Here is a 26,573-nt window from a genome sequence, read left to right as displayed (position 1 = left end):
GATTATTGTCTGTACGCTTCGATAACATCCTAAATTTCCCCCGTTAACCAAGAATTCTATCCCTATTATACAAAAAAAACCTGTAGATTTGGCCACTAGTTAGGGACTTTGTCTACAAGCTGAGACCTTCAGTTTTCTAACTGAAGGTTTAATATTTACGCTTCTTTTTCATATTTTAAAACCGGTTTACGGGCGGCTTGTGTTTCATCTAACCGTTTGACTACTGTAGTATGAGGTGCTTCTTGGACTATTTCCGGAGTTTCTTCTGATTCTTTGGCAATTTGAATCATTGCATCTATAAAAGCGTCGAGAGTTTCTTTCGACTCTGTTTCAGTCGGCTCTATCATCATAGCTTCTTCAACATTCAACGGAAAATAAATTGTCGGCGGATGGAAGCCAAAGTCTAGTAGACGTTTTGCTATGTCTAATGTCCGAACACCTAATTTCTTTTGTTTTCTTCCACTTAAAACAAATTCATGTTTACAGTGAGTATTATACGGCAAATCGTAATATGGAGCTAACCTACGCATAAGATAATTCGCATTTAAAACCGCATTCTCTGTCACCTGTTTTAGCCCATCGGGCCCCATCGTACGAATATAGGTATATGCACGGACGTTGATACCAAAATTCCCATAAAATGGTTTAATTCGACCGATCGATTGTGGCCGATCATAATCAAATACATATTGCTCATCTTGTTTAACTAAAACCGGTACCGGTAAAAATGGAATTAAATCCTTTTTCACACCGACCGGACCACTACCTGGACCACCTCCACCATGTGGACCCGTAAAAGTTTTATGGAGATTTAAATGAACAACATCAAATCCCATATCACCTGGTCGGACTTTAGACATAATCGCATTTAAGTTTGCCCCGTCATAATATAATTTCCCACCAGCGTTATGAACAATTTCAGCCATTTCTAAAATATTTTTTTCAAACAAACCTAAAGTATTTGGATTTGTAAGCATTAGAGCAGCCGTGTCCGGTCCTACTACCCGTTTTAAATCTTCGATATCAACTAACCCATTTTCATCAGATTTTACTGTAATAGTTTCAAATCCAGCTACCACAGCTGATGCAGGATTTGTTCCATGGGCTGAATCAGGTACAATTACCTTAGTACGGTTATAATCTCCATTTGCTTCATGATAAGCCCGGATCATCATTAACCCTGTCCATTCTCCATGGGCACCAGCTGCCGGTTGTAAGGTCACTTCATCCATACCTGTTATTTCCTTTAATGATTGCATCAAATCATACATTAATTCAAGCGATCCTTGTACGGTACTTTCATCTTGAAGTGGGTGAAGATGGGCAAAACCAGGTAACCTCGCAATATCTTCATTAATTTTTGGATTATATTTCATCGTACAGGAGCCGAGTGGGTAAAAACCAGAATCAACTCCATGGTTTCTCTTTGAAAGGTCTGTATAATGACGCATAATATCTAATTCAGAAACTTCCGGAAGTCCAGCTTCTTCAGTACGTATATATTCTTCCGGTATAAGGGTTTCAATTTGTTCTTCAGGTACATCCATTTCCGGAAGGGAGTAACCGATACGCCCTTCTTTACTAATTTCAAAAATTAACGGCATTTGTTTATTTTGCATGATAAGCACCTACTTCCTCGACAAATTGGTCAATCTCTTCTTTTGTTCTCACTTCAGTCACGCAAACGAGCATATGACCATGTAATTTTTCATCAAGTTTACCTAAGTCATAGCCAGCGATAAATCCTTTTTCTAAAAGATGTTGTGAAAGTTGAGAAATTGGCTTATCAACTTTTAATACAAATTCATTAAATATTGGGCCATCATAAACAATGTCAAACCCTTTTTCCTTAAATTGTTTTTTAGCATAATTCGCTTTTTGCACATTCTTAACAGCCATCTCACGGATACCCTTTTTACCTAGCGATGACATCGCTACACTCGCAGCTAAAGCATTCAATGCTTGGTTAGAACATATATTAGATGTTGCTTTTTCACGGCGTATATGCTGTTCACGAGCCTGTAATGTTAAAACAAATCCGCGACGACCATCTTCATCAACGGTTTGTCCTACTAACCGTCCAGGAATTTTTCTCATTAACTTTTTACTCACCGCAAAAAAGCCACAATGAGGGCCACCAAATGATGTCGGTATACCAAATGGTTGTGCATCTCCCGTTACAATATCCGCTCCAAGGTTACCTGGTGGTGTAAGAATACCGAGTGCAACTGGATTACAAGATACAACAAATAATGACTTATATTCATGGGCAATCGCTGCAAAATCTTTTAATGGTTCAATTCTACCAAAAAAATTAGGATATTGAATAATTACAGCCGCAACATCATTTGACATTAACTCTTTTAATTGTTCAGTACTCGTAACTCCATTATTTAATGGGATTTCAACAACTTGATGGCGCTGTCCACGGGCATAGGTTTTGACTACCTCACGATATTCAGGATGTACCGCTTCTGAAATTAAAATCGTTTTGCGTCTCGTTTGACCACATGCTAGCATTGCTGCTTCTGCTAAAGCCGTTCCTCCGTCATACATGGATGAATTGGCTACATCCATCCCTGTAAGCTCACAAATCATCGTTTGAAATTCAAAAATAGCTTGTAATTCACCTTGAGATATTTCAGGTTGGTAAGGAGTATAAGCCGTATAAAATTCTGAACGAGAAATAACATGATCAACAATGGATGGTATGTAATGATCATATACCCCAGCGCCTAAAAAACTGGCATGCGTTTTTAAATTTACATTTTGATTAGCTAACTTAAAAAGTTCCTTAGTAAGTGCAGATTCTGATTTTGCCTCTTTAATGTTCAAACGACCATTAAACCGGACTTCTTCTGGAATATCTGAAAATAATTCATCAACGGCTTCAATCCCAATTGCCTCGAGCATTTCCTTCTTATCTTGTTCTGTCATGGGTAAATAGCGAAATGTCATGAAGTTTCCCCCTCAACGTGTTATTTCTTTCTTTTATAAAATGGTGTTGGAACAATTTTACCTTTTACAGATTTATTTCGTATGTTCACAACGACTTCTGTATCAAATTCTGCAAAATTACGTTTAATCAAAGCCATACCGATACTTTTTTGTAAAGTTGGTGACTGTGTTCCTGTTGTAACATATCCAATTTCTTCACCATTTTTCAATACTGTGTAGCCAGTTCGCGGAATCCCTCTTTCAATCATTTCAATGCCAACTAATTTCCGTTTAATCCCTTGTTTCATTTGCTCTTGTAATGCATCTTTCCCGATAAAATCAACATCTTTATTCATTTTTACTGCAAATTTTAACCCAGCTTCTAGCGGAGAGATGTCTTCATTCAATTCTTGCCCATATAAAGGTAAGCCTGCTTCAAATCGTAACGTATCCCTTGCTCCTAATCCACAAGGTATTATTCCTTCTGGCTCACCTGCTTTTAAAATATTTTCCCATAAATAAATTGCATCCTCTTGCTTACAATAAATTTCAAAACCATCCTCACCAGTATATCCTGACCTTGAGACCAATGCTTTCACATCACCGATTTGAACATCTTGTTTAAAATTAAAAAACTGAATGTATTCTAACTTTTCGTTTTTTACAAGCTTTTGCAATACCTGTTCAGATAATGGTCCTTGTAATGCCAATTGAGCATAAGAAGATGATACATTATGTATTTCAACTTGACCGAATTGGTTTTCTAATAGCCACTCATAATCTTTATCTGTGTTGGCAGCGTTTACAACTAGAAGAAAAGATGAATCTGTCAATTTATAAACAAGTAAATCATCAACGGTTCCGCCATTTTCATTACATAGAATTGTATACTGCGCTTTGTTTATTTTCAGTTTGGAAAGATCATTGGTTAACATTTTTTGTAAAAAATGTTCTGCATCAGAACCCGTTACTAGAATTTCTCCCATATGCGAAACGTCAAAAAGACCTACTTTTGTACGCACCGCTTCATGTTCTTTTTTGATTCCAGAAAATTGCACTGGTAATTCCCAGCCACCGAAATCAATTGTTTTTGCGCCCCAATCTTTATAGGTTGAAAAAAGTGGTGTTCGTTTAAGTTCACTCATAGCTTGTCCCCCTTTTGTTACCTATCGTAAAATTCCCCCTCAAGTGTAAAACATAACATTTTGATAAAAATTACTACAAAGGGGTAAACTAATTTTACGATTTTTTAGGATTATTCATTGTTTATGGAAGATTAACACTTCAATCATATCAATCGTATCATTAAGGAAAGCTTTTCTCAACTAATTTCCTCGTCAGCAAAAGGAGTTGTAATCATGGAATTAAACATTCATTTCGACGATTCTTGGATTGAAACTTTTCTACATAAATTAGAACAGGATGGACCATGGTCAAACTGGAATTTATATAATTTAGCGCTTGAAGCGGAAAAAAATTTAATAATCCCCGATTTTCATGGTTTACAGGCTCCGAAATTCTTACCTGAATTAAAACCGCTTCCTCATCAAATCGAAACGGCACAGCGAGTAATTGAAAACATGAATGGAAAAGCTATTTTAGCAGACGAGGTCGGATTAGGAAAAACAATAGAAGCCGGCTTAATTTTAAAAGAATATATGATTCGTGGTTTAGTTAAGAAAGTCTTAATCCTCGTGCCAGCTTCTCTCGTTTCACAATGGGTTTGGGAACTAAATAGTAAATTTCATATCCCTGCCATCGGTTATCGCAAAAACTACAGTTGGGAACATACAGATGTGATGGTCACATCCATCGATACTGCAAAAAGAAGTCCCCATAAAGAAACGATTTTAGAGTTAGATTATGACTTTGTGATCATTGATGAAGCCCACAAATTAAAAAATCATAAAACACGAAACTATGAATTTGCCCAAAATTTAAAGAAAAAGTTTTGTCTTTTACTGACAGCAACACCAATACAGAATAGAATTGAAGAAATCTTTAATCTAGTTTCCCTCTTAAAACCTGGACATTTAGGAACTTATAAGGAGTTTTTAGAGAAGTATAAAAACAAATACAGTATTGATGATAAACATTTAAAAGAATTGATAAATAAAGTGATGATCCGCAATCGAAGACAAGATACAAAAATTGAATGGACCAAGCGGAAAGTAGAAACGATTTTAATCGATTTATCAAAAGAAGAACGTGAATTATATGATGCCATAACAAAGTTCAAACAAGAACATAATGAAATCTTAAATAATGCTTTCTCGATTTTAACTTTGCAACGTGAAGCATGTAGTAGTAAAGAAGCCGTTTTCGTTACATTAAAAAATATGCTCGACAAAGCTGAAAATCCATCAAAAAATTTCCAACAATTTATTCAATCAATGATGGAGCTCATTCAAAAAATTCAAGTAAATTCAAAGGCAGAAAAAGCATTGGAATTAATTCAATCGATTAATGATAAAGTCATTATTTTTACCGAATATCGTGCGACCCAGCTATATTTACAATGGTATTTAAAACAGCACGGGATATCTTCTGTGCCTTTTCGCGGTGGATTTAGACGCGGGAAAAAAGACTGGATGAAAGAACTTTTCCAAAACCATGCCCAAGTTTTTATAGCGACGGAAGCTGGTGGTGAAGGAATCAACTTACAATTTTGTAATCATATGATTAATTTCGATTTACCTTGGAATCCGATGAGACTTGAACAAAGAATTGGAAGAATTCATCGTCTAGGGCAAGAAAAAGATGTTAGGATTTATAATTTTGCAACGAAAAATACGGTCGAAGAACATATTTTAAAACTACTCTATGAGAAAATAAATCTGTTTGAACGGGTGATTGGTGAGCTCGATGAAATTTTAACAAAATTGGAATTTGGTAAATTGGAAGACCATCTCATTGATATTTTTACTACATCAGAAACAGAAGGGGAAATGAAAATTAAAATGGAAAATTTAACAGCGATGATTGAACTGGCTGAGTCCATTAAGGAGGATGGAAATTATGCAACAGCAGGAAATTCACAGTTATCTTAAAAACTTTTTTACTACAAATAATTGTACAATTGAACAAGATAACGGCAAATACATGACAGTGCAATTAACAATTGAAATGGATAAGCTGCTCATGAATCGCCCTTTTTACTGGCATTATATTGAAAAGATTGGCGCAGAACCAAATCCCCAAAAAATTACCTTCATTACAGATTTCAACGAACTCGGTAAAACAAAAGGGGAACTTATTCATTTTGGTTCACCGCGGCTGCATCAAATCTTTAATGTGATCAAGAAACAAGGTGGTTTTATTCGACTTTTTGAAAACAAATCCGGTAGTCCGAATCTAAATGTACCACTATACCCCTGGCTCTGTCTAAATGTAAAAATTAGTTACATTTGTGATCACAGAAAAGATCGGTTGCAATCCTACGGTGTGAACTTAATGAATGGGACCATCATGTATGACTTTCATGATCAGTTGTTTACCAATCAAATACATTTAGTTGCGAAAATGCCGGATTTTGCTTTTACCTTTACACCATTAATAAAACCGCAAAGTGGGATAAGAAGAATTAAACAACTTATCGAAAATGAAATAGCTACGGACGATCATACATGGGCAGAAGATGCTAAAAAAAGGTGGGCAGAAGATGCTAAACTGCTGGATGCTTTTTTCGAAGATGAAGAAGAACGACCGGAACGTTATTATATTGAAAAAGAGGCCTTAAAAAACCAATACGAACCGAAAATACATGTTTCAATAATAAACGGAGGAATATTTTACCTAACACAACATTCATTAATAAAAAAATGAAGGGGAATGCTCCCCTTTTTTTAAGATTATTTATCATAATTCAATTTTTTCTTTTTCTTATCATTTTCACACTTTCTTTTACAGAATAAGGCAAGATTCCAAATAATTGATATGAAACTGGAAGTCGTTGTTTATTTTTGTTCCTTTCTTCTTTTGGTGTTTCAAAATGTTCAACAAATGTTTGTGTCAAAAAACGAACATAATCGTTTGTTTTCATTGCTTTCCCCTCCAAATTTTTGCTCTACTAATATTCTTACCAAAAATGTGAAATGCAAACATTTTTACATTTTATCAACTATTTTGGCATGGATAACTCCATAAATAGCTCCCCACTTTCACTGTAGCATTCAAAAAGAAAAAGATAAGAATTTCCAGTTTCATCCAGTAATCGAAAATTGACAAATCCATATTCATATTGGAATTGTCCTTGTTTTTTAGCCGGGTCTTTTGTAAATTGCTTTTCTAAATCGCGATAGGCCATCAGTAATAATAATTCTAAATCATATGTTTCTTCGATATGTGCTAGTGAGCGTTTCTCCATTTCAAATTTCGTTACTGCATACATGGTAACGATCGAAAATAGAAAAAGAACAAATAAAGAAATTGGCAATATTACACCTGACTCATCCCTTATTCGTAATCGGTATACCATTTGGTAAATAGATGTCTCCTTCGTATGTTTTTCCATTTTTATGTAAAACGATAACTTTTACTCCTTTTTTTAATTCTTTAAAAGTCAGTTCTTTAATATTAAACATGGTGATTTCATAACCACCCCCATCTACACGCCTTCTTATTTTTTCACCATATTGATCATAAGTAATAAGTCGCCCATTTTTAATTAAATCGAGTTGATGATTACTGAGATAAATGGTCTCTACTGTTCGTATTTCCCGTTTTATTTGGTTCAAAAATATGTCCCAATGCAATTGATCCAATGTTTCAGTAGAATATGCATGATATTTTAAAAGAGGTATAGAATGCAAGAGAAAAATAATTAAAAATGAAAATATCAAAAAGCTAAGTAACATTTCAATTAATGTAAATCCATCTTGATTACAAGTGTACCTTTTGACAAACTTGTTTTTCCTGATTTTGCTTTGTTTCATAGTGCACACAAATTTCCTTCCAATTTTTGTCTTCTTTTACTGTAAATGTAAAAATTTGATCATGATTTTCTACTATAGTTTCACGTATAGGCTCATCAAAAATAATACGAGTGGCTTGCTGCACTAATAGTTCATGAGCCTTATGATCAATTAATATTTCTTTTCTACTATTTGTAATATATAAAAATGAAGGAATGACTGTAGAAAACAAAACAAACCATATAATGAATGAAACGAGCATTTCTAAGAATATAAATCCTTTTTCACTTTTCATTTTAACTCTACGAATCATACACAATAAATCTCCCTCGTCCGATACTTATAAACAAACGATATTGTTTACCTTCTACTGTTATATAGATATAGCCAAAGCGGTTAACATTACCATCACCCTTAAAATAAAAATCAGTAAGACTTCCTCTTTCAATTGTCACATCGTTAGGAAGTTGTCTTTCTAAAATAACTTCATCAAAGGGAGCGGATAAAGTATACATCTTATTTGTAAAATCATACTTAAAGCTAATTCTTCGCCGATGTGATATTGCATAGCTTTGCGCATAATATAAATCTGCTTGAAATTGGTGGATAAAGTTCGTTTGATTGATTGTCTGTTGAATGGAGTGAAAGATAGGAGGAATGGCTGAAAGCATAACGGACAAGATAAATAGAACGAATAGCATTTCTAATAACGTAAAACCATCCTCCCTTATTAGAAATTTATGCTTCTTAGTGTTAACGTTCATTATTTACTGTTGCCTTTCCATTCACGATTGTAACACTTGATCCATTAGGACATTTGGGAGCACTTTCTAAATAACCATTACTCGTTAAATCATTAATATCTGGCGTCTCACCATTATGATCTATCATATACGCTTGTATTTGTGCTTGCACCATATTGACAAGTCCTTCGCAACCTTTTTCGGTAATAGAAGATTGATTTTTTGTTACGTTTGGGATTGTAATTAATAATAAAATAGAAATGACGAATAAAACGATCATCATTTCAATTAAAGTAAAGCCTTTTTCATTACGCATTCTTGTGTTTGTCCCCCTTTTATAAATTGTTCATTATTTCAAAGCTAGGTAGCATAATCGACATGTACATAAAAATAATCCAAATCGCAATAAAACCAAAAATCGTTGGTTGAGCAATCTTTATGATCTTTTCTATTCCTTCAAAAAATCGTTCTAAACACGAGTGACTATATACTTCCAATTCGATATCCAGATTTCCTGTTAATTGACCATGGAAAATAACTTGACCGAGTTCCTTTTCCCAAATGGGCACACGATTAATTGCCTGATCTAATTGGTATCCTTCTAATAACATTTGTTGTGTTTGTCGAAGGATCAACTTTAAATATGGTTTTTTCGGATCCTTTTCTATAAATTGAAAACATTCCATTAAAGAAATACCATTTTTTAATAGTTGACTAATATGATAGGACAAATAATACGTATGCCATAACCTAAGGAAACGGCCAAGGATCGGCAATCTCGCAACAGTCACTTGAATTTCAATATCGGTCTTTCTTTTCTTATATTGTTTAAGAATGAATAAAAGTATAAGGAATAAAACGATTGTAAGACTTAACATAATATATGGATGTTGTTGGATTTGTAAGAAAAAAAGGATGAATAGATTAGGAGTCAAGGAAAAGGAATCGTACATAAAGATGAATTGGGGAAGTAGTTCATTCAATATGAAAATAAACATAATGAATGTAGAAAGTAATAAAAAAATGGGATAAGTAAGTAATTTCTTTAACTTACTCTGTTCCTGCTTTCTTTTTAATAATAATCTAGAAACCGTTTGTAATGATGTCGCTAAGTTACCATTTTTTTCAGCAAAAAAGGCAAAACTTATCGCCCATGGATGAAATTTCAATTCTTCCAGTACTTTATAAAATGGCATACCATTTTGTAGTTTTCTGATCGTTATCTCAATATCCATTTGCTTATGTTTCGTTAATGCAATTTGAACAAATTCAAAACCTTCATTTAAAGAATAACCACGATCTAATAACATTCCTAATCGTTTTAAGACAACGATTTGTTCCTCTATTTTCCAGCGATTTTTTCTAACTATCATATACCCACCTATCATACTCCTTATCTTTTATAAATCCGAGCGTAATACCTTTTAAAATTTGTTTTCGAAGGGTAGGATATGCGGCTTTCATGCTATAGCCTTTCATTTCTAGCAATGCTTCCTTTAATGCTTTTTTCATTAAAATTTCATATACAACCGCTCGACTTTTGAAAAAACGAGGACATAAAGGGTGACAATAGTCTTTACAATACGGGCAAACAAGGTGAACTAACCTTTGAGCAGTAATAGCAACGATCGCCTGTTCCAAATCATGCCAATTACAACCAAATTCAATTAACCGATAGAGTCCACCCTTTGCATTCTTCGCATGCATTGTAGATAAGACCAAATGTCCTGTTAACGCTGCTCGAATTGCAATTTTTGCTGTCTCAGCATCTCTAATCTCACCGACCATAATTATATCGGGATCATGTCTTAAAATAGCCTTTAAACCTGTACTATACGTAATACCAGCTTTTTCATTTACTTGGATTTGTAAAAAATCTTCATTACTCTTTTCGATTGGGTCTTCTAAAGTTATGACATTTCTGTTTAAATATTTTGTTGAATGTTCTAGTAAAGAATAAAGTGTTGTCGTTTTCCCCGAACCGGTTGGGCCTGTTAAGATAATTAATCCTTGTGCTTTTTCAACCATTGATAATAAAATTTTTGTCGTTTTTGGAAAAAGGGATAGGCGAGAAAAGGAATGTGAGCTGTCTTGTGGAAGAAGTCGTATGACAAGGCTTTCCATAAAATAAGAAGGTAACGTAGATAAACGAAGACCAACTTTTGTTCCCTTTATATCGACTTCAAAGGAACCATTTTGAGGTCTACGTCGTTCACCTATATCCATTTCAGCTCGATATTTTAAATAGGTAATGAGGCGATCCGCTTCTTCTATAGGAACTTGCTGAATGGGAAGTAATTGGTTCGTAACCCGAAAGGATATGAGGACATAATTTGACTTGGGTATGATGTGAATATCGGTCGCATTTTGAGAAAAGGCTTTTTGTATGATAGTGACCGCTTTTTCTTCTATAGGAGTCACAAAAATGATCAACCCCTTTGCTTTTTTCTCAGAACATAATATTCGATATAAAATTACAAAATCCTTCTTTATTTTTAAATTTTTAATAAAAAATATTTTAAATTTTTGTTGTGAAGTTGTGAACGTTTTCTTACAAAAAAGTGTTTAACCACTACTCTACATTCCATAGGCTTATTTTCTATATTATAATAATTTATAGCAATATGGAGGTGATTCCCTTGCAACAAACGTTAAAAATTACGAATGTTTTATCAGACCCCACTCGACTATCCATATATGAATATATGACAAAATTTCATCAGCCTGTAACGGTTCAAGATATTGCAAAACAATTTCAGATTCACCCAAATGTTGCTCGGATGCATCTATCCAAACTTGAAGATGTCGGTATGTTGAAATCTGAAAACAAAAAAACCGGAAAAGGAGGAAGACCAAGTCGAGTTTATCATCTCTCTAATGAAGTTGTTGAGTTGAATTTCCCATTTCGAGATTATCAACTGTTAGCAAAAGTTGCTATTGAAGCAATGATATCCTTGGGAGAGCTCGGAAAAAATGCACTCTACGAAACGGGAAAGCGATATGGAATCGAAATAATGGAAAAACAATTAAGCGAACAAAAGTTAGACAAAACTGAATTAACAAAAAATCAAAAGTTCGAAATTCTGGAAACCACTACAACAATATTAGGAATGACCCCTGACTTTTATATTAAGGAAGATGGAAATCAAATATATTTGCAAGTTTTTAACTGTCCATTTAGAGAGATTGCTGAAAAACATAAAAAAGAAACTTGCGACATGCATATTGCTTTTATTAAAGGAATGATTGAAGCATTATTTGAAGAGTATGATTTGATTATGAAAGAAAATATGTTTGAAGATTGTTCACATTGTGCTTATTTAATTCATGTTGCTGATTAATATTGAAACAACACGCAGATTGACATCATTTTTTGTACAATTGCGTGTTTTATTTTTTTATCATTATTCAGAAGTTTATAATCTTACTATTAGTTAAAAACATTTACAACTATCGTTTGTGTGTATATAATTTAAATATATCGACTTTTCAGACGAAAAAAGGAGGAAATCCAATATGGATCGCATGTTTCGAGTTTTGTCGTTTTGGACAGGAATATTTGCAATCATGTTCTTCGTAGGTGGCATGCTAGAGATGGCATTATTGTTTTTAGCTCAAACGGGTTTCTTTTACATTTTAGGTTATCTTCGTCTAACTGAAAGAATGTACATGTATATATTCGGAGCTTATTTGACCATCTTCTTCGTTGGATTTACATACTATACGACATTTGTTTTTGTTCCAGGAACACCGTAATCGATATAGTTGGTATGTCTTTATCGAAAAAAATTTCGAAGGGGGAAAAAAATGGGTACTGTAATAATAACAGGTTTAATTACAATTCTGGCTATTATTGCAACTTATTCTTGTTATAAAAACAAAAATTATCTGGGGCTTTTTTTCGCGGTAGCAACAGTAGCTGTTTTTGGATTCTTTACAGTTGCTACAATACTTTTCAACGGTTATCCAGATTTAAGTTAACATAGGGGCTGAATCAATGCCCCTATTCTTTTATTGTATCTTCAAAAAAGGTTCGATTTTCTTTTTATTTACTTGGATTACATTTTCAAATTGAAATCCAGATAATACTAAATCTCCATCCGGAGAGGGTAATATTGGTTCATTAGCTACATTTTCAATAATTATTTCTTGTTTTCCACTAAACAAATCAACTTTTACTAAATCAAATTTACAATGGATATTTTCCTCTTCACAATTTCTTGGTGCAACGATAAAAAATGTATGATCATCCACTAAGTCAAACCGTGGAATTTCCCGATTTGTATACTCCGTTAAATAAGGAAATGATAACTTTTGTACTAGCTCCCATTTATCATTATAAAATTTAAAATCTGCTATATTCTCGAGATCTTTATTCACACCTAGTGCTAGTGTGATTCCTTTCCATCCTTGTAAAAAGTAATATTTTTCGTTTTTTAAGACAAAATCTTTCGTATCATTATGAAAACGTAAAATAGGTGCAGTCATATTCAAACTGTCATTACCCCAATCTAACGTCAGCAACACAGACGTATCGTTCCAAATTGCAAAGGGATATGGCATATCTATTTCTTCTTTTACTTTTTTCTGTATATTTACAATATATGTATGAAATGTCCAATCTTCTAAAAAGGCGACAACAAATAATTTTGATTCATCATACCCATTCCATTCAAAACTAATTTCACTAGATTCAATACGATCGTGATAGATTAATTTTTGCTCTTTTAATTCTATTACTTTTACATCTGCTTCAAAAACTATTGGTGACGTATGAATAAGCAAGTGTGTTTTTGAAGGACTGAGAATTGCTTGTAAAATTGGTATGTGACTAGAATAAATTTGTTTTTTTTCGCCGGAATATAGATTATAAGACGTAATGACATATTCGTCATTTAAATGTTCGATAAATAAAATTGTTTCATTGTTTAACCAACCTACAATGTATTCAAACTGTTCTTCAATAACCTCAAGGGATTGTATTTTTCGTTCAGGGTGATTCATAGCGTTTTGATCCATTGTATGATCAGTAGAGGTTTTTTCATGTTTAGAGGATACTGATGGCTGCAAGTGTAGATCTTGTTTTTGACATCCAATTAAGAAACAAAAAATAAAAATAAGCATTATGAAATATTTCAAATTAGACTTAGCCATCTACCACACCCCTTCGAATGACTTATATTATACAAGACGTTTTCATTACTAAAAGGTTTCATAAAAGTCAAATATAATGAAAAAAATAAAATATCATTCTAGCAATGTTTTTAAGAAAAAAACGGAAAGCCTATATTGACTTTCCCATCTTCCGTTCATTGTAACATAAAATGATTGGTCTTACATATATAATGCAGCCAAAAACACACCTAACATTTCATCATATATTTGTGGAAATTGTGTAATAGGTAACGGATTTACTCCATAACCTAGTTCAAATGTAAATCCTGGCCGACGGTATATATAAATAAACCAATCTTTATAGCCGGCATGGCTATCTATATATCTCACCGAATCATAACCACTTACTTTAGCAAACTCGTTGGCAAGAACTTCTGATTCAGGAGGTTCTAAATTTTCATAACCCCAATAAAATTCCCTACCTTGTGTATGAAAGGCCAACAACCTTGCAAATTGTTTTCTTTGTGCTAAATCTGCCATCGCCATCACTTCAGGTTCTGTTAATGGCTCATCCCCAGGGTAATCACGTGGTGCCGGACTTTTTGGTTCTTTCCTCTTTTTTTCAATTTCCCAATAAGCCGGATATTGATTGTTTAAATCCACTCCACGGATATTCGCCTTCCAACCAGAAAAATCCAATGATCCTTTATTCATTTCTATTAATTCTTCTTTCATCTCTTCAGGAGGACCATGTAAAACGAGATCTACACCATCGGGGTTTACCATCGGTACGATAGATAAACGATTTCGATTATAAAGCGGAAGTGTAAATATTCCGCGGATTGGGTTTCCGCGAACTAAAGATACGATAAATTCATTTAGTAGTCGCATTAATACAGGGGTCGTAATCCATTCATTCGCATGAAAGGAAGCGTTAAAATGGATCGTACGATTACCTCTTCCAATTTCAATTTCATACAATGGCTTTCCTAATACACTATCTCCGATACGATTTACTTTTAAAAATGGATAAATTTCAACAAGACGATGAAGATCTTTTTCTAATTTACCAAAATCATACGCTTCGTTTCCATCAACAACAAAATCTGTAACCAACCTCGGGAGGAGAATTCGATCATTAATTTGCAATCGATTTGGATTCAAATTAGGGTTTAATAAAAATATTGTATCAATCGCTAAATTTCTTTCCTTTGCCAATTTCGATATTGTGTCCCCTTGTTGAATCATATATTCCTCAGCAATAAATCCAGGAATATTTATTGTTTGTCCGACCATCAATGAAGTAGGTAAAACATTTGGATTCGAATCCTCAATTAATTGAACCGGTATACGAAACAATTGACTATATAGCCAAAATGTATCCCCCGGTCGAACTTGGACTTTCATAAACATCCTCCTCATTGCCATTAGTGACAAACTTTTAAATCCTTATTGCTAACTATATGACAAGGGTCAGTCTTTTTTGCCAGTCCGACACAATTTCACCGATCATGATGAATGTTTGAAATTTTCCGGTGTAACATTTTATATAAATCAAGAAAAACCATTACAAGAAAAACTCCCTTTGTTATAAATAAAAAGAAATTTTTCATGTAATGGTCTTAAAAGAATTTGATCATTCTTTTTTTATATCATATAAATCTTTATGATAGAACCGTATTAAATCTCCATAAATAATCTGATCAGAATAATTGAGTTCCTTTGTGACAATATCATGATAATGTTCACAGTAGGAACCATCAATAATTTTCCCAGAATCTTTTACATAACAAGTGTTCTCCGCAAAAATATATTGATCTGTAACGAAGCGTCCATCACGAAAGATCGCTAAATTCGGATGGTCCAAAGAAAATAAATCATGCCCAAAGTTCAACTGTCCTTCTGTTTCAATGCCTAACAGATGAAGTATTGTTGGCTTTAAATCAATTTGACCTCCGACAGTCGAAATTGTTTTTCCTTCTTGACCAGGTATATGAATAATCAAAGGTACCTGTTGCATTTCTACAACGGTATGAGCATTATATTCTTTACCTAAAAAGTCGCTCAGTACTTCAAAATCTTTTTCTATTATCCCATTATGGTCACCATAGATTACAATTATCGACTGATCGTAAAGACCTTCTTCTTTTAATTGTTCAAAAAATAGACGTAGTGCCTCATCTTCATAACGCACTGTTGCTAAGTATTGATTTAATGTTGCACTTTCAGTCACATTTGTATCTATAAATGTATCTGATTCATCTAAAACAAACGGATGATGATTTGTTAATGTAATCAATTTCGCATAAAAAGGCTGTGGTAATTCTTTTAACAGGCTTACGGATTGTTCAAAAAAAGGAATATCTTTTAGTCCCCATCCTATGGAATTATCATCTGTTACATCGTAATAATCTAAATGATAGAATCGATCATAACCCAAAGATTGATACATTTCATCACGGTTCCAGAAAACTTTCGTATTAGCATGAAAGGAGGCTGTTGTATAACCATGATTTGCTAAAATTTCAGGTGTAGCCATATATTCGTTTTTTGGATGGGTAAAAAACACCGCTCCTCTTCCTAGACCGTAAAGGGAATTATCCACAATAAATTCGGAGTCAGATGTTTTTCCTTGACCCGTTTGATGATAAAAATTATTAAAATAATAACTTTCTTCAATTAGATCATTTAGAAATGGTGTGATTTCCTTTCCATTGACCGTTCGATTAATTACAAAGTTTTGTGTTGATTCTAATGATATAACAATGACATTTCGATCCTTGGCAATACCAAAGTAGTCAGGATTTGGTTTTACAAAATGGGAATCAATATAATGTTTAATATCAATCAAATCATTATCTTCGGCAAATACCTTTTGGGCTGAAGTTTTTGTTTGAAGATAAAAATCATATAAAGCGTAATTGTATGGACCGATATTTTTCACAAGTTGCTCCCGATCAAAATTACGATCAAATAAGTCGGGACTTTGCAGATGAGAAATCCCTAAATTAATAAAAATTAATCCAGCTGTCATAAGAAAATAAACTTTTCGTTGTAAATTCGATATACCGCTTATGTTAAATAAATGGTGTTTCTTCCACATTAAGTAGGCTAAAATGAAAAAATCTACAAAATAAAAAATGTCAAACAAAAAAATCTCTGCCCAAAAGCTTTCATCTAAACCTTTGAAATTTCCTGGCTGATAAATTAAAGGCAGTGTTATAAAGTCAGAGAAAAACCGATAAAAAACGACATTTGAATAAAGCAAGATAGATATTAATAAATGAGATATTAAAATATAAAGATTTCGTCTTTTTTCCTTCACAAATAAGGCAATGCCAAATACGATGAATAAAAAGGGCAAAGGATTGATGAATAATATAAATTCCTGCAACCCATTTTCAATTGTTATATCAAAGGCAACTTTATATGCAATATACGTTTTTACCCATAACAAAACAATCGGAATAATCAAAGGGGTGTATTTTGATTCCAACACTTGTTTCATAAAAAAATAATGCCTCCTTGATAGATTCCTCTTAAAAATTTAAAGAATACTAGAATAATATGTACAATTTAACATGTTTCCAACTTTGACATTTGTTTATCAGTTAATTATATACCATCTTACTAAATTTATAAATAACATATTAATGATAAGAAAGTTTATTCTTAACTAAATATGCTGCTCCATAAACTCCTGCTTGATTACCTAACGTTGCACGAATGATTTTCGTATCATCTACCGTTGATGGAAAAGCAAACTGTCGGTAATATTTTTCAAGAGGCATTAACAAAGTTTCACCAGCATCGGAAACACCACCACCAATAATAAACGCATCAGGGTTTAAGGTTGAACTTAATGTACCTAAAACATGGCCCAAATAAAAGCATACTTCTTCAACAATTTGTACACAAACAGGGTCGTTACCTGCTGCTAAATCAAAAACATCTTTAGCCGTTATCTTGCCATATTTTTTGTATAAACGAGTTAAAGCAGTTTCTTCATTAGATCTTTTTATTTTCTCCATTGCTAGTCGAACAACTCCGGTCGCTGAAGCGATGGTTTCTATACACCCTTTTTTACCACAATTACATGGGGCACCATTTTTATATTGAACAGTAATGTGACCGATTTCACCACCGCCACCTGATGTCCCTGAAACAACTTCACCATTTACAATTACACCGCCACCAACACCGGTGCCTAATGTAATACAAACTAGATTCTTTAAGCCCTTTCCAGCACCTTGCCACATTTCCCCTAATGCTGCACAATTTGCGTCATTTTCTACAAAGGCTGGCAATTGAAAACGTTCTTCTAATTTAGCCTTTAATGGGTAATTTTCCCAACCAATGTTCGTTGCTCGTTTCATTACTCCGTTTGGCAAAATGGGACCAGGTGCCCCCATACCTACACCAATAAAATCATCTTTATTAATTTGTAAATTATGAATTGCTTGCTTAAACTCTTCATATATCTCATCAATAATATATTTTCCTTCTTCTTTCCTATTCGTTGGAATTTGCCAAAGCTTCTGTAATTTTCCTTCTGCATTAATGATCGCAAGTTTGATCGCTGTTCCACCAACATCAATACTAAAAATATTATTTTGCTTCATATTATTCACCACTACATCCTTTTTTTCTTTTCCAATTCATATTGAATTTCATGACGAATTAGTAATATTGCCATTTCAAAATCTTTTCTATCGATGGCTTGGGAATAATAAAGTTGTTTTAATTCCTCTTCCATTAACTGTAAATCTCCTAATCGATCACCAACATATATAATCGATCCGAACCGCTTTAATAGTTGTTGTACATCATAGATTGAGTCCACAAATCTCACCCTCTAACATAATACCAAGGTATTATCCTCAGATTTATTATAAACAAACATCATTCAAATCGCATTAGAAAAATCCATATTTTTATATAATACTATAAACTCATATGTATTGCCTAATAGAATATATAGTAAATTTTCTTATAAAAAAATAACAAAACTGCCTAAAAAGATTAAGCAGTTTTGTTGTAAGCTTAACGATCCGGATCTTTTGGATCTAAAAATTTAGGGCGGGTTCTTTTTAATGGAATCGGTGCCCGAATGATTATATCCATAAATGCTTTAAAATCAAACGGTATAAAAGGCCATAAGTAGGGCACTTTATAAGATTTCATATTAGCGAGCAATAATATCCATGCAAAAGTGCCAATAACAAATCCAACAGAACCAAATACTCCGGTGATAATTAATAACACCAATCGTGTGATTCTGTTCGCCATACTTAATTCATAACTAGGTGTTGCAAACATTCCAATTGCCGCAACAGCGATGTATAGAATCACTTCATTGGAAAATAAACCAACTTCCACAGCCACTTGCCCAATCATTAACGCTGCAACGATACCAAGGGCAGTAGCTAAACTATTCGGTGTATGTATAGCAGCCATCCGTAACATATCGATTCCAATTTCAACAATTAAAAATTGCAAAAATAACGGTACATTCCCTTTTTTATTAGGGCCTATAAAGGATAAAACATCTGGTAAAACTTCTGGGTGAACTGCATACAGATACCAAAGCGGAATAAGAAAAATGGATATGAGAACACCTAAAAAGCGCACAATGCGTAAATAGGCACCGACTATAGGTTTATTTCGATATTCCTCTGCATGTTGTACATGATGCCAAAAGGTCGTCGGAGTAATAATGACACTTGGCGACCCATCAACAATGATACAAACATGCCCTTCTAATAAATGAACGGCAGCTGTATCTGGTCTTTCTGTATACCTGACTGTTGGATATGGATTCCAATGATTTCCTGAAATATATTCTTCTACGGTTTTTTCAGCCATCGGAATGCCATCAGTATCAATTTTTTCAAGGGATTTCTTAATATTTTCAACTAATTCTACATCAGCAATATCCTCTATATAACAAATGACAACATCCGTTTTTGACCGCCTACCTACTTGCATAAATTCCATTCGTAAAGAACGATCCCTTACCTTTCTTCGTGTCAAAGTGGTATTAAAAACTAACGTTTCGACGTATCCATCCTTAGATCCTCTTACAACTCGTTCAATATCAGGCTCCTGAGGTGTTCGGGCCGGATATGTTCTTGTATCAATTAGGATTGCTTGATCAATACCATCTACAATTAATGCTGTTTGTCCTGCTAATACTTGATTAGCTGCATTAATTAAATCTCTTTCGGTCGCTAACTCAACATATGGAATATAACGCTTCAGCAAACGATCTAACGTATGTTCTTCTAGATCTTCTTCTTTGAGTTCGGCAAGTAAACTCATGATATGTAAAAATATATCATCTTTTATAAACCCATCGATAAAAAAAATGGCCATATCTTTATTCGCATAATTTAAATCTAGATGTATAACATCAAAACTCTTCTCAACACCTAAGTATTCTCGCATTATTTCAATATTTTCTTTTAAATTTGTTGATACTGGCGTTGTTTGTTCTTTTTTTTCCAAATTTTTCCTCACCTGCCATTTACTACCCTAAAAGTCCTCATAGCCATCATTGACAAAAAAGGAGCAATTTTATACTTGAAGAAAAAATTTCATAAAAGTCTTTCTTGTCCATATATTTTTAATAAGCTTAATTTTCTATGATAACAATGAACGGAAGTGGAAAAACATGAATCAATCGATTAATCGGCTCATCCTATTCCCTATTTTCATTACAATTTTCGCCTGTGCTTTTTGGATTAGTACAAACAAAAAAGAGTCCGTTGAAACGATTACTTTTTTTCCGGTGGATGAAAATGCCTACTTTTTAGACGCAAAAACAACCATTCATTCGCCACAAACAAAAGGAAATCAAATAAGGTTACCGATATCTACTAATTCAAGACTCAACGAAAATGCCTATTTAAGACAAGATATTTCACTCATATTTGCAAACGGGAGATTAGTCGAGAAATTCGGAGAATGGAGGGAAAATACAGATAAAATCAAAATGGATGGTGTGGTTGAGTTAGCGAATGATCAAGTTATACATGCATTAAGTTATCATTACGGTGAACTACATCGTAATGAAGAAGATATTACAAGTAGTCAAACGTTTTCGAATGATCTTTTATATATGATTACAGATGTAAATCAAGACCAATTTTTATTCTTCCGTCAACCATCTAATGATGAGGAACGATTTTGGAAAGAAAAGTTAGATGAAAAAGAAAAAAAATTACTTGATTCCGTTATTCAAAAAGCAGTAACTACATTTAATTTAAACCTAGACCATTATAATATCATTCCAATCATTCAATTACCGGAATATAGTAAAAGTGGTCTTCCTGGATTTTCAAAAAAACAAACAGGTGAAATTATCGGAAAACTATGGGAAGGCATTTATAAAAATTATTTTCTCGACATAAGGAAAAATGATGGAGAAATTGTTTCACCAATAGGCACTACAATTCCCATCATTTTACTTGCCAAAAACCGATCCCATTTATATGTCATTTTTGAAACAAATTCAAATGAAATCATGTACTTAAAACAACTCATTTCAAGCAAATAGAGGATAGCTTAATAGAGCAGTTTAGGATAAGTGTAACCATAATATAAACAGCCTGTAATGAGTAGTAACGTAATTACAATAAACATTAACCGTTGATGACTTGATTGATTTTGTGGCAAATGGACAATACCCGCAGCTAAAAATCCTCCAATTAAACCACCAATATGACCAGCATTATCTATACCAGGTATAACGAATCCTAAAACTAAATTAATCACAATCAGGCCGATAATGTTTACACCGATTGTTCGAAAAAATGTCCGTTTATGAACAAGACCAAAATACAACAAAGCACCAAACAACCCAAAAATGGCGCCACTTGCTCCTGCTGAGATATGATAGTTAAAAATGAAACTACTAACTGTTCCTAAAAAACCTGCTAGCAAATAAATGATGAAAAACCTTGCTTTTCCATATATTCGTTCGACCATGGACCCTAAATAATAGAGCGCTAAACTATTAAATAATAAATGAATAAAGCCGATATGTATAAACATTGGGGTAATGAATCGCCACCATTCCCCTTCAATGATATACTCGTTTGATTTTGCACCAAAGGAAATTAATACATTTGGATTTAGTGATCCACCAGCTAACTCCATTAGAAAAAATACCAATAGTTGAATGGATAAAAATAAATAGGTAAAAAAAGGATTTGTGCGGTTTAAAAGTTGTTTTTCTTTTTTCTCTGCACCGTGAAAAAGTGCGAGACAATCTCTTCTAATCAAATCGACTTCGTATAGATCGTACTCCTGTTTAATCGAACCAAATAAATCTTTCCCATATAGATTAGTTATTTGAAAAATGGAATCCATTAAATGACGACCGGTAAATAGTATATTGCGCACAACTGTTTTTGTTTTATCGATTTGAAAAGAACGTGTAAACAAATCTTGATAAGAATCTACAGGAGGATATGTAGAAATATAAATATTTAAACACGTTAAATTCCTTTTTAAAAATCGTTTACGAATCATTTCACCGTTCATACAAGTCCTTTTGATGTCCTGTTTTATCCAATTTGCCCAATCAATATCTTTTCGTTTAATTCGAATAATTGGTAATTTGCGATGTGAGAAATTCTCGAGCCATATTTCAGTTTGATCTTCAGAAATATTAAGAATCCGGTACCCGTCAATGAATAATGAATGTATCAATTTCCAATATAAATAGTCCTCTCGATTCGTCAACCGTTTCCCTACTTTCATATAAATTCGATCATTACACGTTGGTCGATCCATGGATCAACCATTATCTTCATTCTCATTATAATTTGTATGGATAGTTAAATGCAAAAAGACTGCATAAAAGAAGGCTCTTTTGATTAAGTCTTCTTAATATGCAGTCTAAAGAAATCCTACAAAGAAGTTCTTTCACGATTTGAAAATAGGGAATTCATAAGGATTTGCTTTACAAAAGGTAAACTCATTGTTCCAGAAACGACCATTTGCCTAATATATCGGTTTCCTAAAACCCAATTCATGATTCGATAGCGGTTTTTTATTAGAGAAGAAACAACGACTCCAAGGATTAATGTTTTAAATAAATATCGTAACATATTTTCGACCTCCTAGATTTAGTTTTGGACGAAATTCTCTTTTTATCCAAAAAGTTTTACAACGAAGAGTAAAGTAAGAAACTTAAGGCGGTCGAAATTAATATAGATAAAATATTGACAACATCATTATTGACATAGCGAACACCTTTAAAAAATACAGTTGGTTGGTCACAATGGTAGTTCTTTTCGGTTATCAATTGACATGTCGTACACAAAAATTTCGCCTGAATACTTCTACCGATAATCGAATCCAATACCATTCCAAAAAAACCAAAGACAATAACCCAAATCATTAAATGGATAGAAAACATGTGAAACCAAAGTAATTTCGCGGTAAGCCCGATTACGATAGCCCCCATTAAACTTGCAAATGTACCTCGTAGCGAGATAGCTCCTGATGTTCCTTTCCGTACTCTTTTAAAAGGGAAAAGTAAATAGGGATCCTTTTGACTAAGGACTCCTATTTCCGATGCCCATGTGTCGGCAGTCGAACAGGCAAGGGAAACAGCAAAAGCAAAGATCCAAATCGGGTCTTCTTCCAAAATATAAATAAAACTACATAAAGCTGGTACACCACCATTCGCTAAAACTTGCACCCAATCTCTCGCATCACCTTTGGCTACAATTTGATCAATCGATTGTTTCTGTTCGCGTTTCCATTTTGAAAAAAAGCTCGACGTCACAAAAAAGACACTAAGTAATAGAAATCCCTTGATTCCGGTTCCAAACAATATCATTGTTCCAATACATACAGCACAGACGGCTCCGCTTAATCGCAAAGCTTTTTCCCGCCAGGCAAGAAATGATAAAAGACAAACAATGAAAAAACCGATTAAATTATACACAATGATATGTTATCCCTTCTCCAATTATTTTTTGAATATATTGGTCATGACTATCCATCGGAAGATCATCAAGCAATTGTTCACAAAAAGCAAGAGCTACAGTAGTTCCTGAAAATGTTGGTAATAGTCGATCATAATAACCGCCACCTACACCAAGCCTTTTTCCTTCCGTTGTAAATGCGACACCTGGTACAATTAATAGATCGATGTCTTTGGTATCGATTTTTACCGTTTGTTCAACAATAGGTTCGTATAACCCATAAAACCCTTTACCTATTTGGGAAAAATCACGAATTTGATAAAATTCAAGACCTTTCGTTTTTGGTACACATTTTACAGCTGCCACCCCTTTTCCAAGCTCCCAAGCTTTTTCAATGATTGGATATGTATTTACTTCAGGGAAAATTGAAATCGTGATTCCAATCCATTTTGCCTGTTTCCATTCTGCAAGCTCAAATAGTGTGTCGGCAATTTTTTTTGACTTTTGTTCATATTGTTCTTTCGTTAGCTTGCTTAGCTGATTTCTCACCTTTTTCCGTAGCGTATTTTTATCCATCCTTTCACCTCTTTATTGAATCCTTATCATAAAATAAACTTTTGAAATCCTTGCTTCAATTGTAATGAAGAAGATTTTTATAAATTCAATCAATTTTAATTAAAAGAAAAACAGCAGGTATATTCCTGCTGCTTATTTTGTTTCACGATGTACTGTTTGTTTTTTATCACGTGGACAATATTTTTTTAATTCTAAACGATCTGGATTATTACGTTTATTTTTTGTTGTTATATAATTACGTTCACCGCATTCAGTACATGCTAATGTAATATTTACGCGCATATTATTCCCTCCAGTCATATACAAATTACGACTTTTCTATAATACCATTATTTTTTTGAAAAAGCTAGTCTTGATTTCAGTGTTCGATCCCATTTTATCAAGTTTTTATTGTTATGATTTTCTGAATACATTACCCACGTATTAGCGACCGTTCTTTCATATGGTTTTAACACTGTTTCCAATGTAAATAATCCAACTACATCACCAGTTCCGATCGGATAAAGCGGAATTTTCCCTTGTCTAATTTTTTCATTATAATCACTTCGTTTAAGAACACCGTATTGACTGATCGACGAATGCTTGATTATCCCTGAATTTAAAAATAAACCATCACGATTACTTAAAAATATAACATCTTCTTTCGGTGAAACAAACACATATTTTTTCTCAAAGGTATGTAAGCCGCACTTCACAAATATTTTTATCGGTACATATATATTACTCTTGTTAATAATCGTAAATTGAGTCAAATTGAATTTTTCCGTTTGTAGTGGGAATTGACAATAGATATACAAACTATTTGCCAAAATGTTTCTGCCCGATAAAATCGGAATTAATTTCCCTTTAAAAAATATGAAATACTCGATATTTGATAGTTTCGATAAATCTGGTAAATTATTTATACGTGTATATGTCATTTTTTTCACTCCTAGAATCTATTATCTATAGATCTTGAATGGACAAGCTTCAAAACTAAATACGAACTGAAAAAATGGATTTTTATTTATATTCATCGTAACATCGAATGTTTTTTCAAACAACATACATAATTTGTAATATTTTGTATTTTAATATCAAACTATGTTTTGATGTACAATTCTATTATGTTAAAAATATTACTATTTTTTCTTTTATATTTCATAGTGTCAACTGTTGTCGATTTATGATAAACTCTTGTTTGGGAGTGATAGTATGAATACATTAATCTTGATCATGATCGTATTCGCTGTTCTTCTCATAATTGTTTCTTTTATCATCCCTGATCATTCAAAACAAGTAAAAAATGATCTAGACCAACTCTCCATTCAACTTTATCAAGAAACCTACCAAATTAAAAAACGACTAAAAGTTTTAGAAGAGGAGTTACTATTACCAAATAGTAATGCATCTGATGATCACGCATCTTCTAAAAAAGTAAATCCTATTATCGTCAATCAAGTTCGTCTTTTAAAACAACAAGGATTGACGGTTGAACAAATTGCGAAACAATCGGCTTTAACTACTGATGAAGTTAATAAAATTTTAAAAGATGAAGGATGGGACAAAAATGAATAATATGAAATTACGCTTCTTTGCAGTAGGCATACTTTTCGTTACTGTCGTACTGTTCATTTATGTTCAATTTTTTAATAAAGCCGATCAAGAAGATGTGAAAAAAACGCTTAAAAAAGATGGGTATGCATTAGTAACAATGGATGAGTTTGAGGAACTAAAAAATAAAGTCGAAATGTTAGAAAAAGGACAATTAAATGAAGAACAGCAAAAAGCAAGTGAAAACGGAAATAAGGTAAAAGAACAACAAAAAGATAAAGAACAACAAAAAGATAAAGAACAACAAAAAGATAAAGAACAACAAAAAGATAAAGAACAACAAAAAGATAACGAGAAAAGTAATGAAGAACAGCAAAAAGAAAAGCAACAAAGTGATGAACAGAAAAAAGATGAACAACAAGAACCTAAAAAGGTTGTTATTAAAATCGAAACTGGTATGAGTCTTTCCGATATTGCTGATCGCTTGCTAGAAAATAAAATTATTAAAGATAAAAAAGCCTTTGTCGATTTTATGGTAAATAACGACTATGAACGCTATGTTCAAATCGGGGACTTTGAATTTAAACAAGGAATGAACTTAAAAGAAGTTGCAGATGTCATAACGAGATAAGAGTAAAACGGGGCTGTCCAATAAGTCCCCAAAAAAAGAGCGAAATTGAGAAATCCTTGTATTTCTCAATTCGCTCTTTTTACATTTTCCTGAAAACAGCTTGATATTACCTACAAATTTTAGGAGATTGTGGGCTAAAGCCACAATCCCAAATTCAGTTTCAACCTTTTCGATTCCACGCAAC

31 protein-coding genes are annotated in these 26,573 nt (G+C 33.2%); 8 read left to right on the top strand and 23 right to left on the bottom strand.

The annotated features are described in order from the left end of the window. Positions 1–155: 155 nt before the first annotated feature. From gcvPB to gcvT, 3 genes are read right to left on the bottom strand one after another with little or no spacing between them, the layout of a single operon-like run. Positions 156–1,619 (bottom strand): aminomethyl-transferring glycine dehydrogenase subunit GcvPB, encoded by a 1,464-nt coding sequence (gene gcvPB, locus OEV82_RS11980; RefSeq protein WP_173657837.1) that lies wholly within the window; start codon positions 1,617–1,619, stop codon positions 156–158. After that, positions 1,609–2,958: an aminomethyl-transferring glycine dehydrogenase subunit GcvPA gene (gcvPA, locus tag OEV82_RS11975; protein WP_173657838.1), complete on the bottom strand. Its 1,350-nt coding sequence runs from the start codon at positions 2,956–2,958 to the stop codon at positions 1,609–1,611. Before gcvPA ends, gcvPB begins: the two co-directional genes overlap by 11 nt. A gap of 20 nt (positions 2,959–2,978) precedes the next feature. After that, a complete protein-coding gene (gcvT, locus tag OEV82_RS11970; protein ID WP_263062014.1) occupies positions 2,979–4,082 on the bottom strand; it encodes a glycine cleavage system aminomethyltransferase GcvT in 1,104 nt (367 codons plus the stop codon). A gap of 213 nt (positions 4,083–4,295) precedes the next feature. Here gcvT and OEV82_RS11965 point away from each other — a divergent pair, with 213 nt between their 5' ends. After that, positions 4,296–5,987: a DEAD/DEAH box helicase gene (locus OEV82_RS11965; protein ID WP_263062013.1), complete on the top strand. Its 1,692-nt coding sequence runs from the start codon at positions 4,296–4,298 to the stop codon at positions 5,985–5,987. Beyond that, positions 5,956–6,762, top strand: a complete 807-nt coding sequence (locus tag OEV82_RS11960; protein WP_263062012.1) for a YqhG family protein — start codon at positions 5,956–5,958, stop codon at positions 6,760–6,762. The genes OEV82_RS11965 and OEV82_RS11960 overlap by 32 nt, the downstream gene beginning before the upstream one ends. Positions 6,763–6,802: 40 nt before the next feature. Here OEV82_RS11960 and OEV82_RS11955 read toward each other — a convergent pair whose 3' ends face one another. The 8 genes from OEV82_RS11955 to comGA form a co-directional block, all read right to left on the bottom strand. Continuing rightward, positions 6,803–6,979 (bottom strand): YqzE family protein, encoded by a 177-nt coding sequence (locus tag OEV82_RS11955; RefSeq protein ID WP_173657842.1) that lies wholly within the window; start codon positions 6,977–6,979, stop codon positions 6,803–6,805. A 78-nt stretch (positions 6,980–7,057) separates the two neighbouring features. Beyond that, the gene (gene comGG / locus OEV82_RS11950; protein WP_263062011.1) at positions 7,058–7,414 is read right to left on the bottom strand and encodes a competence type IV pilus minor pilin ComGG; all 357 of its coding nucleotides are present in this window, start codon (positions 7,412–7,414) and stop codon (positions 7,058–7,060) included. Next, positions 7,386–7,871, bottom strand: coding sequence for a competence type IV pilus minor pilin ComGF (gene comGF, locus OEV82_RS11945; RefSeq protein WP_263062010.1), 486 nt, complete (start codon positions 7,869–7,871; stop codon positions 7,386–7,388). The genes comGG and comGF overlap by 29 nt, the downstream gene beginning before the upstream one ends. Continuing rightward, the gene (locus OEV82_RS11940) at positions 7,819–8,163 is read right to left on the bottom strand and encodes a type II secretion system protein (RefSeq protein ID WP_173657845.1); all 345 of its coding nucleotides are present in this window, start codon (positions 8,161–8,163) and stop codon (positions 7,819–7,821) included. The genes comGF and OEV82_RS11940 overlap by 53 nt, the downstream gene beginning before the upstream one ends. Beyond that, positions 8,153–8,614 (bottom strand): competence type IV pilus minor pilin ComGD, encoded by a 462-nt coding sequence (comGD, locus tag OEV82_RS11935; RefSeq protein ID WP_173657846.1) that lies wholly within the window; start codon positions 8,612–8,614, stop codon positions 8,153–8,155. Before comGD ends, OEV82_RS11940 begins: the two co-directional genes overlap by 11 nt. After that, positions 8,604–8,909 (bottom strand): competence type IV pilus major pilin ComGC, encoded by a 306-nt coding sequence (gene comGC / locus OEV82_RS11930; protein ID WP_173657847.1) that lies wholly within the window; start codon positions 8,907–8,909, stop codon positions 8,604–8,606. Before comGC ends, comGD begins: the two co-directional genes overlap by 11 nt. Positions 8,910–8,928: 19 nt before the next feature. Then, positions 8,929–9,966 (bottom strand): competence type IV pilus assembly protein ComGB, encoded by a 1,038-nt coding sequence (gene comGB, locus OEV82_RS11925; RefSeq protein WP_263062009.1) that lies wholly within the window; start codon positions 9,964–9,966, stop codon positions 8,929–8,931. Continuing rightward, a complete protein-coding gene (comGA, locus tag OEV82_RS11920) occupies positions 9,956–11,014 on the bottom strand; it encodes a competence type IV pilus ATPase ComGA (protein ID WP_263062008.1) in 1,059 nt (352 codons plus the stop codon). Before comGA ends, comGB begins: the two co-directional genes overlap by 11 nt. Before the next feature lie 209 nt (positions 11,015–11,223). Between comGA and OEV82_RS11915 the strand changes: the two genes are divergently transcribed. From OEV82_RS11915 to OEV82_RS11905, 3 genes are all read left to right on the top strand, one after another. Next, a complete protein-coding gene (locus OEV82_RS11915) occupies positions 11,224–11,934 on the top strand; it encodes a helix-turn-helix transcriptional regulator (protein ID WP_317634316.1) in 711 nt (236 codons plus the stop codon). Between the two features lie 175 nt (positions 11,935–12,109). Beyond that, positions 12,110–12,349 carry a DUF2626 domain-containing protein gene (locus tag OEV82_RS11910; protein WP_173662073.1) on the top strand — a complete coding sequence of 80 codons (240 nt, stop codon included), beginning with the start codon at positions 12,110–12,112 and terminating at the stop codon, positions 12,347–12,349. 51 nt (positions 12,350–12,400) lie between these two features. Further along, positions 12,401–12,574, top strand: a complete 174-nt coding sequence (locus tag OEV82_RS11905) for a DUF2759 domain-containing protein (protein ID WP_173662071.1) — start codon at positions 12,401–12,403, stop codon at positions 12,572–12,574. A gap of 30 nt (positions 12,575–12,604) precedes the next feature. Here the strand turns inward: OEV82_RS11905 and OEV82_RS11900 are convergent, their stop codons facing one another. From OEV82_RS11900 to OEV82_RS11875, 6 genes are all read right to left on the bottom strand, one after another. Then, positions 12,605–13,747, bottom strand: a complete 1,143-nt coding sequence (locus OEV82_RS11900) for a YqgU-like beta propeller domain-containing protein (protein ID WP_263062006.1) — start codon at positions 13,745–13,747, stop codon at positions 12,605–12,607. Between the two features lie 180 nt (positions 13,748–13,927). After that, positions 13,928–15,115: a M14 family metallopeptidase gene (locus OEV82_RS11895; protein ID WP_263062005.1), complete on the bottom strand. Its 1,188-nt coding sequence runs from the start codon at positions 15,113–15,115 to the stop codon at positions 13,928–13,930. A 229-nt stretch (positions 15,116–15,344) separates the two neighbouring features. Beyond that, positions 15,345–17,216, bottom strand: coding sequence for an LTA synthase family protein (locus OEV82_RS11890; protein WP_263062004.1), 1,872 nt, complete (start codon positions 17,214–17,216; stop codon positions 15,345–15,347). 142 nt (positions 17,217–17,358) lie between these two features. Next, the gene (locus tag OEV82_RS11885) at positions 17,359–18,330 is read right to left on the bottom strand and encodes an ROK family glucokinase (RefSeq protein ID WP_263062003.1); all 972 of its coding nucleotides are present in this window, start codon (positions 18,328–18,330) and stop codon (positions 17,359–17,361) included. Between the two features lie 11 nt (positions 18,331–18,341). Then, positions 18,342–18,551, bottom strand: a complete 210-nt coding sequence (locus OEV82_RS11880; RefSeq protein ID WP_263062002.1) for a YqgQ family protein — start codon at positions 18,549–18,551, stop codon at positions 18,342–18,344. Positions 18,552–18,751: 200 nt separating this feature from the next. After that, positions 18,752–20,155, bottom strand: a complete 1,404-nt coding sequence (locus tag OEV82_RS11875; RefSeq protein ID WP_173661850.1) for a spore germination protein — start codon at positions 20,153–20,155, stop codon at positions 18,752–18,754. Between the two features lie 226 nt (positions 20,156–20,381). Here OEV82_RS11875 and OEV82_RS11870 point away from each other — a divergent pair, with 226 nt between their 5' ends. Further along, complete coding sequence (locus tag OEV82_RS11870; RefSeq protein WP_263062001.1) at positions 20,382–21,266, top strand: hypothetical protein; 885 nt, start codon at positions 20,382–20,384, stop codon at positions 21,264–21,266. 8 nt (positions 21,267–21,274) lie between these two features. On the opposite strand, the gene OEV82_RS11865 is transcribed toward OEV82_RS11870, so the two are convergent. From OEV82_RS11865 to OEV82_RS11840, 6 genes are all read right to left on the bottom strand, one after another. Next, positions 21,275–22,456 (bottom strand): rhomboid family intramembrane serine protease, encoded by a 1,182-nt coding sequence (locus OEV82_RS11865; protein ID WP_263062000.1) that lies wholly within the window; start codon positions 22,454–22,456, stop codon positions 21,275–21,277. A gap of 167 nt (positions 22,457–22,623) precedes the next feature. Next, positions 22,624–22,824, bottom strand: coding sequence for a hypothetical protein (locus OEV82_RS11860; RefSeq protein ID WP_263061999.1), 201 nt, complete (start codon positions 22,822–22,824; stop codon positions 22,624–22,626). A gap of 56 nt (positions 22,825–22,880) precedes the next feature. Continuing rightward, complete coding sequence (locus OEV82_RS11855; RefSeq protein WP_263061998.1) at positions 22,881–23,669, bottom strand: DUF92 domain-containing protein; 789 nt, start codon at positions 23,667–23,669, stop codon at positions 22,881–22,883. Continuing rightward, positions 23,662–24,225 carry a 5-formyltetrahydrofolate cyclo-ligase gene (locus OEV82_RS11850; RefSeq protein ID WP_263061997.1) on the bottom strand — a complete coding sequence of 188 codons (564 nt, stop codon included), beginning with the start codon at positions 24,223–24,225 and terminating at the stop codon, positions 23,662–23,664. The genes OEV82_RS11855 and OEV82_RS11850 overlap by 8 nt, the downstream gene beginning before the upstream one ends. 132 nt (positions 24,226–24,357) lie before the next feature. Next, positions 24,358–24,507 (bottom strand): 50S ribosomal protein L33, encoded by a 150-nt coding sequence (gene rpmG, locus OEV82_RS11845; RefSeq protein WP_161920722.1) that lies wholly within the window; start codon positions 24,505–24,507, stop codon positions 24,358–24,360. A 47-nt stretch (positions 24,508–24,554) separates the two neighbouring features. After that, positions 24,555–25,145 (bottom strand): hypothetical protein, encoded by a 591-nt coding sequence (locus tag OEV82_RS11840; protein WP_263061996.1) that lies wholly within the window; start codon positions 25,143–25,145, stop codon positions 24,555–24,557. A gap of 274 nt (positions 25,146–25,419) precedes the next feature. Here OEV82_RS11840 and OEV82_RS11835 point away from each other — a divergent pair, with 274 nt between their 5' ends. Then, positions 25,420–25,782 (top strand): hypothetical protein, encoded by a 363-nt coding sequence (locus OEV82_RS11835; RefSeq protein WP_173661828.1) that lies wholly within the window; start codon positions 25,420–25,422, stop codon positions 25,780–25,782. Continuing rightward, positions 25,775–26,389 carry a hypothetical protein gene (locus OEV82_RS11830; protein ID WP_263061995.1) on the top strand — a complete coding sequence of 205 codons (615 nt, stop codon included), beginning with the start codon at positions 25,775–25,777 and terminating at the stop codon, positions 26,387–26,389. Before OEV82_RS11835 ends, OEV82_RS11830 begins: the two co-directional genes overlap by 8 nt. Positions 26,390–26,573: the final 184 nt, after the last annotated feature.

Source organism: Pallidibacillus thermolactis, from assembly GCF_025660415.1.
GTDB classification, from domain to species: domain Bacteria; phylum Bacillota; class Bacilli; order Bacillales; family Caldibacillaceae; genus Pallidibacillus; species Pallidibacillus thermolactis.
This window is presented reverse-complemented; position numbering and strand designations above follow the sequence as displayed.